At 72.5% G+C, this 17,589-nt stretch carries 14 protein-coding genes; 9 read left to right on the plus strand and 5 right to left on the minus strand.

Annotated elements, in window-relative coordinates; translation table 11 throughout:
• The first annotated feature begins 74 nt into the window (after positions 1 to 74).
• The 4 genes from ACWEF6_RS06525 to ACWEF6_RS06540 all read left to right on the plus strand — a co-directional run bounded on the left by ACWEF6_RS06525 (position 75) and on the right by ACWEF6_RS06540 (position 6,550).
• Positions 75 to 269: a hypothetical protein gene (locus tag ACWEF6_RS06525; protein WP_449681969.1), complete on the plus strand. Its 195-nt coding sequence runs from the start codon at positions 75 to 77 to the stop codon at positions 267 to 269.
• An 82-nt stretch (positions 270 to 351) separates the two neighbouring features.
• A complete protein-coding gene (locus ACWEF6_RS06530) occupies positions 352 to 975 on the plus strand; it encodes a histone deacetylase (protein WP_449681970.1) in 624 nt (207 codons plus the stop codon).
• A 432-nt stretch (positions 976 to 1,407) separates the two neighbouring features.
• Positions 1,408 to 4,059: an RICIN domain-containing protein gene (locus tag ACWEF6_RS06535; RefSeq protein ID WP_449681971.1), complete on the plus strand. Its 2,652-nt coding sequence runs from the start codon at positions 1,408 to 1,410 to the stop codon at positions 4,057 to 4,059.
• Between the two features lie 247 nt (positions 4,060 to 4,306).
• Complete coding sequence (locus ACWEF6_RS06540; RefSeq protein ID WP_449681972.1) at positions 4,307 to 6,550, plus strand: P-loop NTPase fold protein; 2,244 nt, start codon at positions 4,307 to 4,309, stop codon at positions 6,548 to 6,550.
• A 17-nt stretch (positions 6,551 to 6,567) separates the two neighbouring features.
• On the opposite strand, the gene ACWEF6_RS06545 is transcribed toward ACWEF6_RS06540, so the two are convergent.
• The 5 genes from ACWEF6_RS06545 to ACWEF6_RS06565 are packed head-to-tail and all read right to left on the minus strand — an operon-like array spanning position 6,568 to position 11,570.
• Complete coding sequence (locus ACWEF6_RS06545) at positions 6,568 to 7,134, minus strand: TetR/AcrR family transcriptional regulator (protein ID WP_449681973.1); 567 nt, start codon at positions 7,132 to 7,134, stop codon at positions 6,568 to 6,570.
• A complete protein-coding gene (locus tag ACWEF6_RS06550) occupies positions 7,134 to 8,411 on the minus strand; it encodes an amidohydrolase family protein (RefSeq protein ID WP_449681974.1) in 1,278 nt (425 codons plus the stop codon). The genes ACWEF6_RS06545 and ACWEF6_RS06550 overlap by 1 nt, the downstream gene beginning before the upstream one ends.
• Positions 8,408 to 9,892 (minus strand): FAD-dependent oxidoreductase, encoded by a 1,485-nt coding sequence (locus ACWEF6_RS06555; protein WP_449681975.1) that lies wholly within the window; start codon positions 9,890 to 9,892, stop codon positions 8,408 to 8,410. Before ACWEF6_RS06555 ends, ACWEF6_RS06550 begins: the two co-directional genes overlap by 4 nt.
• Complete coding sequence (locus ACWEF6_RS06560) at positions 9,889 to 10,785, minus strand: alpha/beta fold hydrolase (protein WP_449681976.1); 897 nt, start codon at positions 10,783 to 10,785, stop codon at positions 9,889 to 9,891. The genes ACWEF6_RS06555 and ACWEF6_RS06560 overlap by 4 nt, the downstream gene beginning before the upstream one ends.
• Positions 10,782 to 11,570: an alpha/beta fold hydrolase gene (locus ACWEF6_RS06565; RefSeq protein ID WP_449681977.1), complete on the minus strand. Its 789-nt coding sequence runs from the start codon at positions 11,568 to 11,570 to the stop codon at positions 10,782 to 10,784. The genes ACWEF6_RS06560 and ACWEF6_RS06565 overlap by 4 nt, the downstream gene beginning before the upstream one ends.
• A 59-nt stretch (positions 11,571 to 11,629) precedes the next feature.
• Here ACWEF6_RS06565 and ACWEF6_RS06570 point away from each other — a divergent pair, with 59 nt between their 5' ends.
• The 5 genes from ACWEF6_RS06570 (at position 11,630) to ACWEF6_RS06590 (ending at position 17,588) form a co-directional block, all read left to right on the plus strand.
• Positions 11,630 to 12,298: a TetR/AcrR family transcriptional regulator gene (locus ACWEF6_RS06570; protein ID WP_449681978.1), complete on the plus strand. Its 669-nt coding sequence runs from the start codon at positions 11,630 to 11,632 to the stop codon at positions 12,296 to 12,298.
• Positions 12,299 to 12,446: 148 nt separating this feature from the next.
• A complete protein-coding gene (locus ACWEF6_RS06575; RefSeq protein WP_449681979.1) occupies positions 12,447 to 13,394 on the plus strand; it encodes a chlorinating enzyme in 948 nt (315 codons plus the stop codon).
• The gene (locus ACWEF6_RS06580; RefSeq protein WP_449681980.1) at positions 13,391 to 15,004 is read left to right on the plus strand and encodes an amino acid adenylation domain-containing protein; all 1,614 of its coding nucleotides are present in this window, start codon (positions 13,391 to 13,393) and stop codon (positions 15,002 to 15,004) included. Before ACWEF6_RS06575 ends, ACWEF6_RS06580 begins: the two co-directional genes overlap by 4 nt.
• Positions 15,001 to 15,249: a phosphopantetheine-binding protein gene (locus ACWEF6_RS06585; RefSeq protein WP_449681981.1), complete on the plus strand. Its 249-nt coding sequence runs from the start codon at positions 15,001 to 15,003 to the stop codon at positions 15,247 to 15,249. Before ACWEF6_RS06580 ends, ACWEF6_RS06585 begins: the two co-directional genes overlap by 4 nt.
• Before the next feature lie 17 nt (positions 15,250 to 15,266).
• Positions 15,267 to 17,588 carry an AMP-binding protein gene (locus tag ACWEF6_RS06590; protein WP_449681982.1) on the plus strand — a complete coding sequence of 774 codons (2,322 nt, stop codon included), beginning with the start codon at positions 15,267 to 15,269 and terminating at the stop codon, positions 17,586 to 17,588.
• Position 17,589: the final 1 nt, after the last annotated feature.

Here is a 17,589-nt window from a genome sequence, read left to right on the forward strand (position 1 = left end):
TGCCGGGGCCCCGCGGCGGGGGGGGCGCGGGGGGGGCCGCACCCCCCCGCGCCCCGCCCCCCCGCGCCCCCGCCGTGTACGCCCTCGGCCTCGCCAACGTGCTCGTCGCGGCGGACGGCCGGGCGCCGCGGGTGCGTCTCCATCGCGAGGTGCAGACGGTCATGCCCAGCCTGATCGCGATCCTGGTCCGGCGCGGCGACTTCGCCGCGGGCCCGGCCGCGGCGTACCGCTTCGCGGCGGTCGTGCCGGCCGAACTCGCGGTGGGCTGATCAGCATCTCCCGGAGCAGGTCGGCCGCGGCCCGGCTGGGGCACTTCGGCGCGTAACCGGGCCGGCCCGTTACCGTGGTGCCATGGGGTCACCGCCGCTCGTTTGGTACGCCAGCTACGGGTCGAACATGTACTCCGCGCGGTTGCGGTGCTACCTCGAAGGCGGGACGCCGCTGGGTGCCCAGCGGCACTACGCCGGGTGCCGCGACCGTGGTCCGGCGCGCCGGATCGTGGCGAGCGAGTTTCCCGGCGGCGTCTACTTCGCCACCGAGTCGGCGGTGTGGGGCGGCGGCCGGGCGTTCTTCGACCCGCAGCTGCCGGGCCGGGCGGCGATGCGGTCGTACCTGGTGACCGCCGGGCAGTTCTCCGACATCGCGGCGCAGGAGATGTACCGCGATCCCGACACCGACCTGGACCTGACCACCGTGCTCGGCACCGGCCGCGACCAGCTCGGGCCGGGTCGCTACGAGACCCTCCTGCACCTCGGCGACCTCGACGGCTGTCCCGTCCTGACGTTCACGGCCCCCTGGTCGGCGGCGGAGATCGAGAAGAACCCGCCGTCGGCCGCCTACCTCGCCATGATCGTGGGCGGGCTGCGGGAAGCCCACGGCTGGCCCCTCCCGAAGATCGCCGAGTACCTGGCCGGGCGGCCGGGGGTGCGCGAGCGCTGGTCCGCGCCGGAGATCGCCGAGCTGGCCCCGGGCTGAGCGGGGCCGCCGGCCTGTCCATGCGACCAGCGGGTTTCGGCCTGGAGCGGAAGTCCTCATGGACGAGCCGTTCTCGGCGCTGGACGCCTTGACCCGGGCCGAGCTTTCCGGGGAGCTGCAACGCATCCAGCTGGAGCAACCGAGGATGGTCGTGTTCGTGGCGCACTCCATCGAGCGATTCCTCGTCCCAGCCCGGCCGACGTGGTCGCGTCGTTCCTCGAGCTGCCGGGCTACCTGCTCGGCCAGAGCCGCGGGCCGAGGAGTACCGGGGAAACTTTCAGAAGTGCCGGATACACCGTGAAAACAAGCCTGCTTTCTTGACGGTGTGCCCGGCCGGGTGCTGTCATGGGACCCGGCTTTCCGCCGACAGCGTGCCTTTCCGGTGCTGCTGCGAATCCCGCTCGGCTCCACTCCCGACGAGAGGCTCGTGTCATGCGACGACACCTCCGGCGCGGCTTGCCGGTGCTCCTGGCGTTGCTCATCGCGCTCCCGGCTTCGCCTCCGGCGGCGGGTGCGCGTATCGCGGCGCCGGTTCCGGCCGCCTCGGTGTCGCAAGTGGACGGTGTCGCCGCGGGCAACGGGGCGCTCGGGTCGGTCGACCTGGCCGGGACGTGGAGCTTCACCCCGGCGGGCCGGGCGACGACGTCGATCATCGTGCCCGGAGGCGGCTGGTACAAGCAGGGGTTCACCGACGTCACCGAGGCGGTCTACGCCCGCAGCGTGACGGTGCCGGATTCGGGGCAGCCGCAGTCGGTGTGGATCGAGTTCGGCGCGGTCAACCACCAGGCGACGCTGTCGGTGGACGGGCGGGTGGTCGCCACCCGGACCACTGCGTTCACCCCGTCGGAGTTCGACATCACCGCGTTCGCCGCGCCGGGCAGCACGCACACGATCAGCGTGGCGGTGAAGGGCCGCGGTGCCCTGCGCAACAGCGCGGGCAAGTACCTGGTCCCGGTGGCCGCCGACTGGTCGGAAGCCGTGCCGCAGGGCATCTTCCGGTCGGCGTTCCTGCGGACGTACCCGGCGGTGTCGGTCAGCGACGCGTTCGTCCGCACGTCGGTGGCGAACCAGTCCCTGAGCTACGACGTGTCCGTGACGAACACCTCCGCCACCGCCCGGTCGGTGACCCTCACCGGGACGCTCGCTTCGGAAGGCGGCGGCTCGTTCGCCTACCCGGCCCTGCCGAGCCGGACGATCAGCGTGCCCGCCCACTCGACGGCCCAGGCGACCGTCGGCCCGGTCGCGTGGAACCTCGGCCCGGCCTCGTACTGGTGGCCGAACGTGCCCTACCGCCCGGGGTACCGGGCGCAGCTGCACCGGCTGGCGGTGCACGCGACCACCGACGACGGGCGCACCAGCGACACCTCCTACCGGTTCGGGTTCCGCGAAAGCCGGCAGAACGGCGAGTACTTCGAGCTCAACGGCGTGCGCGTGAACTACCGCGGCGACAACCTCCAGGGCGCCGACTACGACCGGATAAACAACGGCGGCAAGGGCGACGCCTACGACACGCTGCCCGGCTTTCTCCCGCCGTCAGCGCAAAATCCCGGCTGGCCCCAGGCGGTCGACAACTACCAGCGGCTGAACTTCGACGTCGTGCGGGTCCACCAGGAACCGGCAAGCCCGTACATGCTGGACGTGGCCGACGAGCTGGGCCTGATGATCATCGACGAGAGCGGCGTCCGCGGCGGCGCGGAGGACTTCGCCGGCGGGCACGACGCCATGGTCGACCACGTCCGGGCGTTGACGCTGCGGGACCGCAACCACCCGGCGGTGGTCCGCTGGAGCCAGGCGAACGAGCCGAGTTTCAGCAACGACTCCGAGCAGTTCGAGCAGGACCTGTACGCGGCGGTGAACGGCGCGGACGGCACCCGCCCGATCAGCGTGGACGCCGCCCCGGGCGCCGACTCGCCCAGCAGGTACCCGAACATGAACCAGCCCAACTTCGCCGTCTTCGCGCACTACCTCGACGGCACCGGCCAGTACGGCGAGCGGGTGCCGTCGGTGCCCGGCCGTCCCGACGGCGAGGGCGAGTACATCTGGCCGAAGTGCAACACCAAGCAGGGCTTCGCATGGTTCGCCACGGCAACGGCCGCCAAGCGCGGCAAGGGCGCCAACGACCTGCGGCCGTACACGCTGCTGTCCGCGTGGGCGGGCGTCATCCCGGGGGTGCGGTCCACCGACTTCACGCCGGAGGAGGGCGGCCACCCGATCTACGGCGCGGACAACCTGCCGGACCCGTGGGGCAACCCGCAGTTCCAGCGCGTCCAGGCCGCGTTCAACCCGGTGGCCGCGATCGACCTGCCCTATTGGTCGGCATCGGGTGTCTCGGACGCGAGCGGCACGTTCCCCTTGCCGCAGGCGGTGCCGGGCTACGCCGGGAACGCCCCGGTGACCCGCAACGTCACCGTGTTCAACGACGACCTCACCGGCACGGCGGTGGACTTCACCTGGAGCGCCCGCCTCGACAGCCCGACCGGAACGGCGATCGCGTCCGGCGGCGCAACGCTGGCGATCCCGGCGGGCGCCCGGGTGACCCAGCCGGTGTCGTTCACCACCCCGGCCACCGGCTCGCGGGTGTACCTGGTCCTGTCGACGGCCAAGGCGGGCACGACAACGTTCACCGACGCGGCCGAGTACTTCACCCTGGGCGGCTCGACCATGGGCCCGGCTCCGGGCACCTACCGCATCGTCAACCGCCACAGCGGCAAGCCCTTGGCCATCGCCGGCAACGCCACGGCCGACGGCGCCAAGGCGGTCCAGCAGACGGGCAACGCCACGTGGACCATCGCCCCGGCCCAAGGCGGCGCCTATACCTTGCGCTACACGGCCAGCGGCAAGGCCCTCGACGTCAACGGTTCCGCAACCACGGTGGGACTGCAGCTGCAGCAGTGGTCGGCCAACGGCGGAACGAACCAGCAGTGGTACCTGCGCCCCACCGGCGACGGGTACTACGCGATCACCGGCCACGACAGCGGACTGGTGGCCGACGTCTACGGCCAGTCCACCACCGACGGCGCCCAGGTCGTCCAGTGGACGGCGAACAACGGCCCCAACCAGCAATGGCAACTGACCCCGGCGTGACCGGACGCGGCACACGCCACCCGGCCGGGCTGTGACCGACAGTTTCCGTCGTGTAGCACTTCGCCTCTCCACTGCGACTTCCAGGAAGCCGGCAGACCGGACGGAGGCGGAATTGGGGTACCCGGGTCACGCCAGCCGCGAATCTCGCGGGTTGGCCGGCTGGCGTGACGAAGCCAACCGAGCAGCTGCGCGTGGCGACCCACCCACCTCGCTGGTCCCCAGCGTGCTGCTCGATTGGGACAGTGCGATGACCGACGGGTTCGAGCTGTGGACCGCTCGGCTCGCGTTGGAGGTCATGCTCGACGAAGCCCTCACCGAGGAGGACATCAAGGCCGCGCTGAGTGCGGAAGCCCTCCGCGCCGAAGACGCCAAGCAGGCGGTGATGAGCAGCGAGTCCGCGCTCGCCCGCGTTCGCATGGCGCAGGACGAGTACGCGCGGCGGCCCGACTCGGCGGAGCGCCCGTCGCGCCTTCGCGACCTGACGCCCGGGAAGATCGGCTGGCTCCTCGGAGCAGCCTTTATGAGCTTCGGCTACGTGGCGGTGCTTGCCTACTGCGATCCGCAGCTGACCATGCCGTTCCCGGTGATCAGTGTGGCCGGCTTGCTGGGCGTGGCGTTGTTGTCCGGCTCGATCGCCCTGCGGCACGTCCCGGAGCTGTTCCCGGTCACCAGCGTCCGCGAATTCGGGCAGATGGTGCCGCACGAGGATCTGATCGGCCTCGGCTCGCGGCGGCAGGCCGTGAAGCAGGAGGTCGTCCTCCCTGAGATCGGGGAGTTCATCCGCCGGAACCGTGCGGTGGTCCACGGCGGAAGGCTGGTTTTCCAGGAGATCGCCGGCCTGTACGGCGAGACGGAATCGAACGTGGTCCAGACGCCCGGGACGAGGCGGCTGGCCCGCGTCCTGAGCCGGGCCGACTCCGTCGCCGTGGCGTTGGCCGGGCACCGCGGGGTCGGGAAGACCACCGCGATCCGCTCGATCGCCCGCGGCCTGCACACCAGCCCGGGGAGCCCGCCGCCGTTCGTCGTCGTCGCTTCGGCGCCGGCGAACTACGAGGCTCGCGACTTCGTCCTGCATCTTCACGCTCTTCTCTGCCGCGCGGTCCTCGAACGAGTGGGCTCGCCCCGACGGGGGGAAGGCCGTCGCGCTCGGGCCGCCGTGCTTCGGATCGCCTGCGGCCTCGCGCTCGCCTTGGTCTGTTCGGGCACGGCTTTTCTGCTGTGGGGCGAAGATTTTTCCCGCTTCGCCGGTGACATCACCGCTCTGGTCCGGCGTTCGATCGCCGGCTTCCCGAGCGGGGTGAGCCTGTTGTGGACCGGCCGGCCGCCGAGGCACCTCATCGCGCTGGCCGTCCTCGCGCTGATCCCGCTGGGCGTGATCGGCCGGCTGCTCACCTCGGTCACGACGACCCTTGCCGGGATTCCCCGGCGTCGACGGTTGCGCGGGCTGGCGGCGCTCGAACGGCAGACGAGGAAGCAGCTCGACCGGATCCGGTTCCTGCAGACCTACACCACCGGCTGGTCCGGCAAGCTCAGCATGCCGCTCAAAGGGGAAGCCGGCCGCACCTGGTCCACCCAGCGGGCCGAGCAACAGCTGACCCATCCGGAGGTCGTGGCCAAGTTCCGGGAGTTCGCGGCGTTCGCGTCGCAGCGTCTTCAGGACGAAGGCGTGTCCGAGCACCACCTGATCATCGCCATCGACGAGCTCGACAAGATCGGCGAACCGGAGAAGGCGCACCAGTTCGTCAACGACATCAAAGCGATCTTCGACGTCCCCGGCTGCCTGTTCTTCGTGTCGGTCTCCGACGACGCCGTCCTCAACTTCGAGCAGCGCGGTCTGGCCGTCCGGGATGCTTTCGACAGTGCCTTCAGCGAGATGATCCGTCTCGAGCACTTCACCTTGGACGAAAGCCGGCTGTGGATTGCCCTCAGGCTGATCGGCCTCCCCGAACAGTTCGGCTACCTCTGTCACTGCCTGGCCGGCGGGCTGCCCCGCGACCTCAAGCGCTACGCGATCGAAATGGTCGACCTGGCGGCCGCGGTCTACCGCCCCTCGATCGGCCAGGTCACCCGGGCGTTCGTGGCGCGGGAGCTGCAGAGCAAGGCCCACGCCCTGGCCGGCGTCGCCAACGCCCTGCCACCGACGGCCGAGCTCGCCGAGCTGACCGGCGACATCCTGCGGATCCGGGAGATGCGGGAACCCGCCGAACTCGGGCGATTCGCCGCGCGCGTCCGCATCGACCAGGTCGCGGCCGACCTGGCGGACCCGGTGACCCGGCTGCGCTGGCACGCCGCCTGCTTCGCTCTGTTCTGCGCCACCGTGCTGGAGGTCTTCACCGATCAGCTCGAGGAGACGGAGCTGACCGAAGACCTCCACCTGATCGCCGTGACCCGCCAGCGCATGGCGCTCCACCCGCACCTGGCGATGCAGACGATCGTCGACTTCCGCCGGAGGTTCGGCCTCGACGCCGCCGACGTCGAAACCGCGGGGTGACCAGGGTGACGTCCCGTTCAGGGCTCGGACGGCGCATCCCGCGGACCGAGCAATCCGTGCAGCACGAGATCCGAGACGACGTCGGCGACGCCCTCCGGCTCTCCGCCCGCAGGCAGGGCGTGATTGAGCCCGGCCAGCAACACACCCACCGCGGCCGCCACCAGCTCGGGGTCGTCGGGCAGGTCGCGCCGGGTCTCCAGGTGCCTTCGCAGCGGCGCCGTCCAGGTGGTCAGCTCCTCCCGGAACCGCCCGGACGCCGGGGCCGCCGCGATCGCCGACTGCAGCAGGGCGATCGCCGTCGGGCGGTGGGTGCGCAGCGCTGTCCAGCAGGCCGCCACGTACTCGCGGAGCGGCTCGCTGCCCGCGGGGTCGCCGGCCGGCAACGCGCCGAGTTCGGCGCGCAACGTCTCCAGGAGCGCTTCCTTGTCGCTGAAGTGCGTGTAGAACGACCCGACCGCGCGTCCGGCCGCGGCGGCGATGTCGGTGACCCTCGTGTCGAGGTAGCCGCGTTCGGTGAACAGCCGCTTGGCCGCGGCCAGCAGGTCCGTCCGGGTCCGGCCGGCGAGGTCGGCTCGCGTGCCCATCAGCCGGCGAGGTGGGGGAGGAGGCGATCGGCGGACGCCCGCAGGCCGTCCCGGACCGTGCCGAGGTTCACGTCCAGCAGGGCGTGGCCGCGTTTGCGCCAGCGTCCGGCGACCATGACCGCTTCGATGTCCGCGGCGGTCGCGTACAGCGCGGTCGCGATCGGGTTCGGGCCGGTCCCGTCGAGGACGACGAGGTCGGCCTGCAGGCCCGCGTCGAGCCGGCCGACGCGGTCGGCGAGGCCGAGTGCGCGTGCGCCTTCGACCGTCGCCCAGGCCAGCGCCTGCTTGGCGGTGATCGTCGCGGTGAGGGCGAACGAGCCGGTGTCCTGCCGGTGCCGCTCGTGGTCGTGCCCACGCTGGGCGGCCAGGGCGATCCGGGCGGCGGAGAGCACGTCGGTGGGCGTCACGGCGTCGGTGTCCGTGCCCAGCGACGGCGCGGCGCCCAGCCGGAGCAGGTGCCCCGTCACCGGGGAGCCGTGGCCCTGACCGAGTTCGTTCTCGGGCGTGCAGGTGATGCTCGCGCCCGCGTCGACCAGGATTTCGAGCCACTCCTCGGTCAACCCGGCGCCGTGCACGACGTTCGTCCTCGGGCCCAGCAGCCCGGCGGCCCGCACGGCCGCCCACGCCGGGCCGGGCGCGCCGCCGCTCTGGTGCATCGACACGACGAGCCCGCGGTCGGCGGCGGCGCGGAAGTCGGCGACCACGGCGTCCGGAGTGGACAGTTGAGGCCCGCGAACGGCCATTCCGATGGTGAGCAGCGGTCCGCCGGTCAGCCGGTCGACCTCGGTGACCGGGTGGGTCGCATCGGCCGCGGAGTACGGGGTGCCGTGCAGGAACACCCCACGGACGCCGGACGCCCGGAGCCCGTCGAGTGCGGCGTCGGTGTGGTCCGGCGTCGGCGTGTGGTGGCACCAGTCGCCCACGGTCGTGGTGCCGCGGTCGAGCTGGTTCAGCGCGCCGGCGAGGGTGCCGATCCGCAGGTCTTCGGGGCGGTAGTGGTGGGCCACGGCGCCGTGCAGGCGGCCGAGGTAGTCGGCCAGCGTCCAGTCGGCGCCGACGCCGCGCAGCGCGGTCTGCCACGTGTGCAGGTGGGCGTTGACCAAGCCGGGCAGGACGATCCGGCCGGTGACGTCGACGATCTCCGCGCCGGTGGCGTCGAGTCCGTCGCCGACGGCGGTGATGGTGTCGTCTTCGATCAGGACGTCGGCGCGTTCGGCGTCGGGCCGGTTCGGGGCCATGGTGATGACCTGCGCGCCGCGCAGCAGGACGCGGTTCATCCGGCGGCCTCCGGGGTCATCGTGCGCACGGCGGCGCGGGTCGAGGCGAGGAAGTCGCGGGTCGCGATGTGCCCGAGGTAGCCGTCGGGCCGCACGAGCAGCAGCGTGTCGCCCTCGATGCCGTAGCCGCGGCGGACGTCCGGTGCGTCGACGGTGATCCGCCGCACCGGCGCTCCCGCGGCCGGCCAGTCGAGGTCGCCGCTCGCCGCGGCGGCCTCCGGGCCGAACGCGACGAGCGTGAAGTGCGGTCCCCGGTAGGTGTCGAACAGCCGGGCGCCGGGCAGTCCGGCGTCCGGCGCGCGGTCGCCGGCCTGCAACGTCGCGGTGCGGTCGGTGCCGGCCGGGGCGAGGGGGCCGCCGCGGTAGGTCAGCGACAGCTGCTGTTCGTCCTTGCCGCGGCGCAGGCTCGACGGGTCGAGCTTGGCGAGGCCTTCGTACTTCTTCGTGGACAGGCCGAGCACGCCCGCGGCGATCGGCAGGCGTTCGGCTTCGTAGCTGTCCAGCAGTTCCGGGGCGGCTCCGGCGAGGACCTGGCCGAGTTTCCAGCCGAGGTTGTAGGCGTCCTGGATGCCGGTGTTGAGGCCTTGGGCGCCGGCCGGGGTGTGCACGTGCGCGGCGTCGCCGGCCAGGAAGACGCGCCCGCGGCGGTAGGCCTCGGCCAGGCGGATGTTCGGCCGGAAGACCGACCGCCACCGGATGTCGTGCACGGCGATGCCCCGGTTGCGGGTGTGGGCCCGGATCCGCCGGGTGATCGCCTCCTCGCCGTCGGGCGGTTCTTCGTCCGGGGCGAGGCGGATCATCCATTGGAACAGGTCGCTGTGCGGCAGCGGGCACGCGCCGGCGAACCGGCCCCGCACGCCCGGCCAGACGTGCCAGCGGGTGCGGGACAGGCCGGTGGTGACGGCGTCGACGATGAGCATCCGGTCTCCCTCGCGGGTTTCGCCGAGGAAGCCGAGGCCGAGGTGCTTGCGGACGGCGCTGGACCCGCCGTCGGCGCCGACGAGGTAGCGGGCGGTGATCCGTTCGGGGCCGTCGTCGCCGAGCACGGTGGCGGTGACCGACGTGCCGTCCTGCTCGAACCCGGTGAGTTCGCGGCCGTGTTCGACCTTGCCGCCCAGCTGTTCGAGGCGGTCGTGCAGCGCGGCGTCGGTGCGGTACTGGGGTATCAGCCGCGTGTTCGGGTAGGGGACGTCGGCGGTGCGCCCGCGGTTGCGGAACATCCGCCACGGGACGGTGACCGGGCCCAGGTGGAGGCCGAGGCGGGGGTAGTCGCTGCTGCCGGCGAGGACGTCGCCGAGCACGCCGAGGTCGTCGAAGACCTCGAGGGTCCGCGGCTGGACGCCCTTGGCGCGGGAGCCTTCGAAGGAGCGCGGGGCCTTGTCGATGATCCGGACGCCGAGACCACGGCGGGCCAGGTCGATGGCCAGCGTGGTGCCGGCCGGGCCGGCGCCGGCGATCAGGACGTCGAGGGGTTCGGTCATGGTTCGAGCCGATCGGGGTGGGGAACGGCGAACGACGCGAGCAGGCCGCCGACGTCGTCCGGCCGTTCGAAGGGGGCCATGTGGCCGCAGGCGGTGATCACGTGGGTCCGCCGCGGGCGCAGCAGGTCGTGCACGGTGTCGAGGTGGGTGATCGGGGTGACCTGGTCGTCGTCGCCCCACACCAGCAGGACCGGAAGCCCGAGGCTGCCGGTCCGCCGGAAGAGCTCCTGCCGCTCGTACAGCGGGAAGTCCTGCAGGGTCTGGAAGAACGCGTAGAGGGAGCCTTCGTAGCGGTAGGCGTCCCGCACCATCGCGACCAGCCGGGCGGAGAGGGCGGGGTCGCGGACGTTGTGCCCGAGGTGCTCCTCCAGGAGCTTGCGGCCGAAGCGCCGGGCGACGAATCCGGCGAGGAAATCGTTGCGCAGCAACCGTTGCGCACGAGGACGTTCGCCCAGCCCGGCCGGTCCCACGACGGTGAGGGTGGCCACGGTCTCGGGGAACAGGTTCGTGTAGGCCATCGCGACCAGGGCGCCCATCGACGTGCCGACGACGTGCCGCGGCGGCGTGAGGTCCAGGGCGGTGGTCAGCTCGGCCAGCTGCCGGACGAACAACGCTTCGTCGTAGCGGCCCCGGACGCGGTCGGAACAGCCCCGCCCGTAGGCGCTGTAGGTCAGGGTGCGCAGGCCGTGGGCGTGCAGCCGGGCGACGAGCCCGTCCCAATAGGACAGTGGAATGGTGAGGCCGCCCACGAGGACGGCGAGGTCACCGCTCTCGGGGCCGGTCAGCTCGTAGTGCGTCACCCCGTCGGACAGGGTGACGAAGCTGCCGCGCAGGGTCCGTCGCGCGGCCACGTCCAGCCGGCGGTCCTCGTCGGACGTGACGAAGTACTTCATCGCAGGAACTCCGTGATCGCCGCGGCCACCCAGTCCGGATCTTCTTCCGGCAGCAGGTGCCCGCCGTCGGCGTGGACCCGCTCGAGGGCGCCGGGGATGTCCCGGGCGAAGTGCTGTCCGTCGACGCCGGCGCTGCGCAGGACCAGCGTCGGGACGGCGAGCTTCGGGAGTTCGCCGCTGCGGTCTGGCTGGTCGGTGTTGGCGAAGTCGACGAACGCCGACCGGTTCCCCGGACGGCCGGTCAGCGCGTGCACCCGGTCGACCATGGCGTCGTCGACGATCCCGGAGCGCGCGCCGACGGCTTCCCGCAGCCCGCGTTCGGTCGCGCTGCGCGGCAGCCACCGCCGCAGCACTGGGCGCAGCAGGGGATTGCGGGCCAGCCGCAGCCCGGCGGGCAGTGTCTTGCCCGGGTAGCCGGTCGCGTTGACCAGGACCAGCGCGTTTACCCGCTCGGGGGCGTCCAGGGCCAGGTTCCACGCGATGTTGCCGCCGAGCGAATTGCCGGCCACGGCGAAGTGTGGCACCTGCAGCGCGGTCAGGAAGCGGGCGATCGTGCGCGCGGAGGTCCGGACGCGGTAGTCGCGGTCGGGCCGCGGTCCCGTCCGCCCGAAGCCGGGCAGATCGGGCCGGATCACGTCGTGCGTCGCCGTCAGCAGCGCCGCCACCCGCCCGAAACCCTCCAGCGACGACCCGCTGCCGTGCAGCAGGACCACCGCAGGCCCGTGACCTGCGCGGACGTAGTGGATGCGCTGGCCGTCGACGGTCAATGACTGGGTGCTCTCCATAATGGCAACAGTGTTGCCGTTATTGCGGGAGGTGTCAACCAGCCGTCATACTCAAGGGTGTGATCAGTTCGTCCTCGCCGAGCACGTCCGCCGGCCGGTCCCGCGGCCGTCCCGCCGTCCCGCTGGACCGCATCCTGGCCACGGCCCTGGAGCTGGTGGACGAGGAAGGCGCCGAAGCCCTGTCGATGCGAAGCCTCGCGCAACGCCTCGAATCGGGAACGGCCACGCTGTACCGCCACTTCGGCAACCGGGCGACCTTGGTCACCGCCGTCGTCGACCGCGTGTTCGGCGAGGTCGAACTCGACCCCCGCGCACTGGCCGAACTGAACTGGGACGAGGCTTGCCGGACGGTCGCCCAGTCGATGTTCGAAACACTGGGCCGCCACCGGAAGATCGCGCCCCTGCTGATGGAGCAGACGCCGACGGGGCCGAACGCGATGCTGCTGCGGGAGCGCTGCCTGGCGGTCCTGCTGGAAGGCGGCATCCCACCGACTTTGGCGGCGCGCGCCTACGCCACCCTCGCGCGCTACGTCCTCGGCTTCGCGATCCAGCTGGCCGGTTCCGGGGACGACACCGAGCGCGCATCGGCACATTTCCACAACGTGTCGCCGGCGGACTTCCCGGCCACCCTCGCGGTCGCGGACTCGTTGCCGATCCCCCTGGAGGACGAGTTCACCTTCGGTCTGAACCTGATCATCGACGGCCTGCGCGGCTTCAAGGAGAGGTAGCCGATCGGCTACCTCCGCCGCGCGCTCTTTCCAGCGTTCCGGCGACTCTTCCGGCGGCCTGCCGGCCGCTCCTAGGGTGACCCCGGAGCACCGCGGAATCGCTCAGCCCCCAGGTCGCCGATTCATTCGCAGGAAGGGTTCCGGGCACATGACGGAAAGCACCGTGGCCAGTTACGCCCTGACCGAGGCCGAACTCGAGCAATTCAATCGGGACGGTTACTACGGTCCGTTCGACGTGTACGCACCCGAGGAAATGGAATCGTCACTGCAGGCGATCCGGCCGAAGCTCGTCGATGCCCGGCAGGGGGTGTACCACCAGGGTGAGGCCCTGTCCGGCACCACCAACCTGGCCAGCTACGACCGGCACCTCGACGTGGACTTCCTCGCCCGGCACATCGTCCGCCCCCAGTTGGTCGACCGGGTGACCAGTGTGCTCGGCGAGAACGTCCTGTGCTGGCGCAGCGAGTTCTTCCCGAAGTACCCCGGTGACGAAGGCACCGACTGGCACCAGGCCGACAATTTCGCCAACGTCGGCAAGCACCCGCAGATCGTCTGGCCGGAGGACGCGGGTTTCGGGGGCGCGCTGACCGTGTGGACGGCCTTCACCGAGGCGACCGTCGAGAACGGCTGCCTGCAGATCATCCCGGGTTCGCACAAGACGATGAACTACGACGAGAACAAAATCATCGAATACGATTCGGAGATCATCAACAAGCAGGACAAGAACGGCGTCCGCCGCGGGTTCTACGGCTACGACTACAGCCAGCTCCAGAAGGACCCGAACTGGACCCCGGACGAGTCGAAGGCGAAGTCGCTGATCATGCGGCAGGGCCAGGCCGTGATGTTCTGGTCCACCTTGATGCACGCGTCGCACCCGCACGAAGGCAAGACCGACAAGATGCGGCTGGGCTTCACCGCGCGCTACGTGCCCACGTCCGTGCGCGTGTACCCCTACCAGGACACGCTCGCCGAGTACGGCGTCGAGGTGAGCCTGGAGAAGTTCGGCTGCGTCCTGGTGTCGGGCCGGGACGAGTTCGGGCACAACCGGTTCGTCGACCGCACGGTCAACGGCGTGCCGTTCGCGCCGGTCCGATGAGCGTGCCGGACGCCGCTGTGCGGTCGGTGACCTGCTCCGCCGCGGCCCTGGCCGCGCACCGGCTGATCAACGACACCGCACGTCCGTACCCGCGCGACGCCAGCGTGCCCGAGCGGTTCGAATACTGGGCGCGCCGCCGGCCGGACGCGCCGGCGATCGTCCAGGGCGACCGGGTGCTCGGCTATCGAGAACTCGACCGCCACGCCAACGGCCTCGCGCACCGCCTGCGAGACGCCGGAGTCGGGGCGGGCACGACCGTGGCGGTGTGCGTCCCGCGCTCGCCGGAGCTGCTCGTCGCGCTGCTCGGAATCCTCAAGGCAGGGGGAACCTACGTCCCGCTGGACCCCGGCTGGCCGGACGAACGGCTCCGCACGGTTGTCGCCGACAGCGGGTGCCTGCTCGTGCTCGGAGCCGGTGACCCGGAGCCGGCGTCCCGGTTCCCGGGCACCCGGGTGCTGCCCGTGGGACCGGACACCACGACCGGACACGACACCGGCCCGGGGTACGCGCTGGAGGCGGAGGACATCGCCTGCATCAACTTCACGTCCGGGTCCACCGGCCGCCCCAAGGGGGTGCCGATCCGCCACCGGGGCATCGTCCGGCTGGTGCACGCCGCCAGCTACGGCACGCTGGACGAGCGCAGCAGGGTACTGCAGGTAACGCCGGTGACGTTCGACATCGCCACCTGGGAGATCTGGGGTGCGCTGCTCAACGGCGGGACGTCGGTGCTCTACCCGGCCGAGTTCGTGCGGCTGTCGAAGGTCGGCGAGGTGATCAAGCGCGGCGGGGTGAACATCCTGCTGCTGACCACCGCGCTGTTCAACTCGATCGTCGACGAGGCACCGGAAGCGCTGGAGACCGTCGCCACGATCACCACCGGCGGCGAGGCGCACTCTCCCCGGCACATGGCCAAGGCCGTCCGCACCTACGGGCCCGGCCGGGTGGTCAACCTGTACGGCCCGACCGAATGCACCTGCATCGCCACGTCCTTCCCGGTGGACGAGCCACCGGCTGCCGACGTGCCGCTGCCGATCGGCAAGCCGATCCAGAACACCCGGGTCTACGTGCTGGCCGGCGACGCGGACCGGCTCTGCGCGCCCGGCGAGACCGGGGAACTGTGCCTGGCCGGCGACGGCCTCGCGGCCGGTTACCTCGGAATGCCGGAGCTGACCGCGAAGACGTTCGTGCACCGCGAGATCGACGGCGTGCTCGAACGGCTCTACCGGTCCGGTGACCGCGGCCGGCTCCGGCCCGACGGTGATCTCGTGTTCGAAGGCCGCTGGGACGACCAGGTCAAGGTGAACGGCTTCCGGATCGAACTCGGCGAGATCACCCACCACCTCAACATCCACCCGCAGGTCAAGCGCAGCTACGTGACCGTGCGGGACAACCGCGGGGACAAGGCCCTGGTGGCGTTCGTCGTGCCCGCGGCGCCCGGCGCCGGTTCCGAGCGGTTGCGGGAGCACCTGGCCGCGAAGCTGCCGCGCTACATGGTTCCGGCGCAGATCCACCTGTGCGACACGTTCCCCCTCACCCCGAACGGCAAGATCGACGGCCGGGCCCTGCTGGCCGCGTTCGCGCCGACGGCGACTTCAGGAGTGTTCTCATGACGGAAGCCAAGACCGGCACCGAAGCCGAACTCGCGGCGATGTGGCGGGACCTGCTCGGCGTGCCCGCCGTCGGCCCCGACGACGACTTCTTCGAGGCGGGCGGCACCTCGTTGACGGCGATCAAGCTGCTGCAGCGCGTGGAAAAGCGGTTCGGTCCGGATGCGCTGGCGCCGGACACGCTCTACGACGACCCCCGCCTGGGCAGCGTCGCCGCGGCGATCGACGAATCGGCGCGGCACGGGTGACCTCGACGATCCGGCCCGTGCCCGTCTGCTGGGACCTGGCTGGTGGCCCCGAGGACGCGGTCGAAGCCGTCGGGCGGGCACTGGCCAGGACCTGCCCGGCGGTACGGCACGAGCCGGTCCCGTGGCGGCGGGCGCTCCTGCGCGGCACGCCGGCCGAGCGCGAGGCCGGGCTGGCCCGGCTGGCGTGGCGGCTGGCCCGCTCACCGCTCGACGCGCCGGTCCGGATCGTGCTGGCCGGGCCCGGCGACGGCCGGTGGACGCTGCTCGCCGCCGACCGCCCGGACGTGGCGGCGAGCGGCTGGGCCGAGCGGCTGCTCGGCCTGCCCCGGCGCCCGGCCGCGACCACCACCGGCGCGGCGGGACCGCGGCCGGTGTGGCAGCGCGACCACCCGCTGCCGCCGTCGGGCCCGGCGGCACTGGCCGTCCCGGTCGAGCCGGAGCTGCTCGACCGGTTTCCCGGCAGCCGCGCGGAGACCCTCGCGGCACTGGCGGCGGCGCTGGTCGCCCGGCACGGGCGGTACCGCGACGTCGTCGTGGGCGTCGCCCGCGGCGCCGGCTTCGGCGGGATCGCCGCCCGGCCGGTGCCGGCGGCGATCCGGCTCACCGTGGCGGCCAACCAGCCGGTCACCGAGCTGCTGGCCCGCTTCGCCCGCGCCCGGCCCGACTCCGGCGTGCCCACGCTCACCGTGGCCGTGCCGGAGCCGCGGCCCCGGGCGTTCGGGCCGTTCACCCCGCGGCCGGTGCCGCGGCTCGACGGCGGCTACGGCTTGTGGCTGACCGTCACCGACCGCATCACCTGCTGGTTCGACCCCGGCCCGGCCGATCCCGAGAGGGTCGCGACGTTCGTCCGGCACCTGGCTTCGCTCGTCAGGGACGCCGCGGAACGGCGACACCTGACGCCGGCCCGCCTGCGGGTGCTCGGCCGCGACGAACGCACCCGGCTGCTCCCGGGCGCCGTCTCGACCGCACCCGCCACGCCGCTCGCCGAGCGGGTGCGGCGGTGGGCGCGGACCACGCCGGACGCCGAGGCGGTGGTGTCGCACCGGGAAACCTTGTCCTATCGGGAGCTGGCCCGCCGGGCCGCCACGCTGGCCACCCGCCTGCACACCGCCGGAGTCGGCCCGGACGTGCCGGTCGGGCTGTGGCTGCCGCGCTCGGCCGACCTCGCCGTCGCCGCCGTCGGGGTCCTGCTTGCCGGCGGCGCGCACGTGGCTCTGGACGCCGCCGAGCCGCCCGGCCGCGTGCGGGCGTTGCTCGCGCGCGCCGGCGCCGGCGTGATGATCACCCCGGGGCTGCGGGTCGAGGTGGTCGACCCCGAGGCCGTGCCCCGGCGGACCGTCCGCGGCGCACCTGGACTGTGCTGCATAGCGTCCTCCGCGAAGGCGGACGGAGTGCTCGTCCCGCACGAGGCCGTGGCCAACGTGGTCGGCTGGGGTGGAACGACACTCGGCTTCGGCCCCGGCGACCGGGTCGCGCAGCTCGCCCGGGCCGGCACCGGCGAGTGGGAACTGGAGACGTGGTCGGCGCTCGGCACCGGCGCGGCCCTCGTGATCGCTCCCGACGGTGCCGACGCGGCGTGGCTGGCGCGCAGCGGTGTCACCGTCGCCTTCACCCCGCCCGGGCTGTTGCCCGCGACCTGGCCCGCCGAGACCGCGATGCGCCTCGCCGTCGTCCACGGACGGGCGGATTCCCCGGTCCCCCGCGGGCTTCCGTTCCGGGTCTGGCAGGGCTACGGCTCGCCCGAGACCGGGCTGCTGGCCACCTGCGGCGAGCTACTACCGGGTGCGGCGGGCGTTCCGATCGGGGCGCCTCTGCCGAACGTCCGGGCCTACGTGCTCGACGAGGGTGGGGAACCGGTCCCGCCGGGCGCGGTCGGCGAGCTCCACGTGGGCGGTGCCGGCGCGGCTCGGGGCCACCTCGGGCGGGCGGAACGGCGGCGGTCGCCGTTCAGCGACGACCTCCTCGCGGGCGGCCGCCGGTACGCCACCGGCGATCTCGTCCGCCGCCTCGGCGACGGCACGCTGGAGCTGCTCGGCCACGCCGACGACCGGATCACCCTGCGCGGCTTCCGGATCGCGCCGGCCGAGGTCGAGGCGGCACTGCGCCGCAACAGCGTGGTCGGCGACGCGGCGGTGGTGGTGGCCCGCGGCGACCGGCTCGTCGCCTACGTCACCCCCTCCGACGCCGACCCCGAACAGCTGCGCCGCGACCTCGTCGGTGTCCTGCCCGCGTTCATGGTGCCCGACACCGTCGTCCCCCTCGCCACGCTGCCGCGCACCACGCACGGTCTGCTCGACCGCCGGGCGCTGGCCGTGGCCCCCGGACCACCGGCCCGCTGAG

It is taken from the genome of Amycolatopsis sp. NPDC004772 (assembly GCF_053601215.1).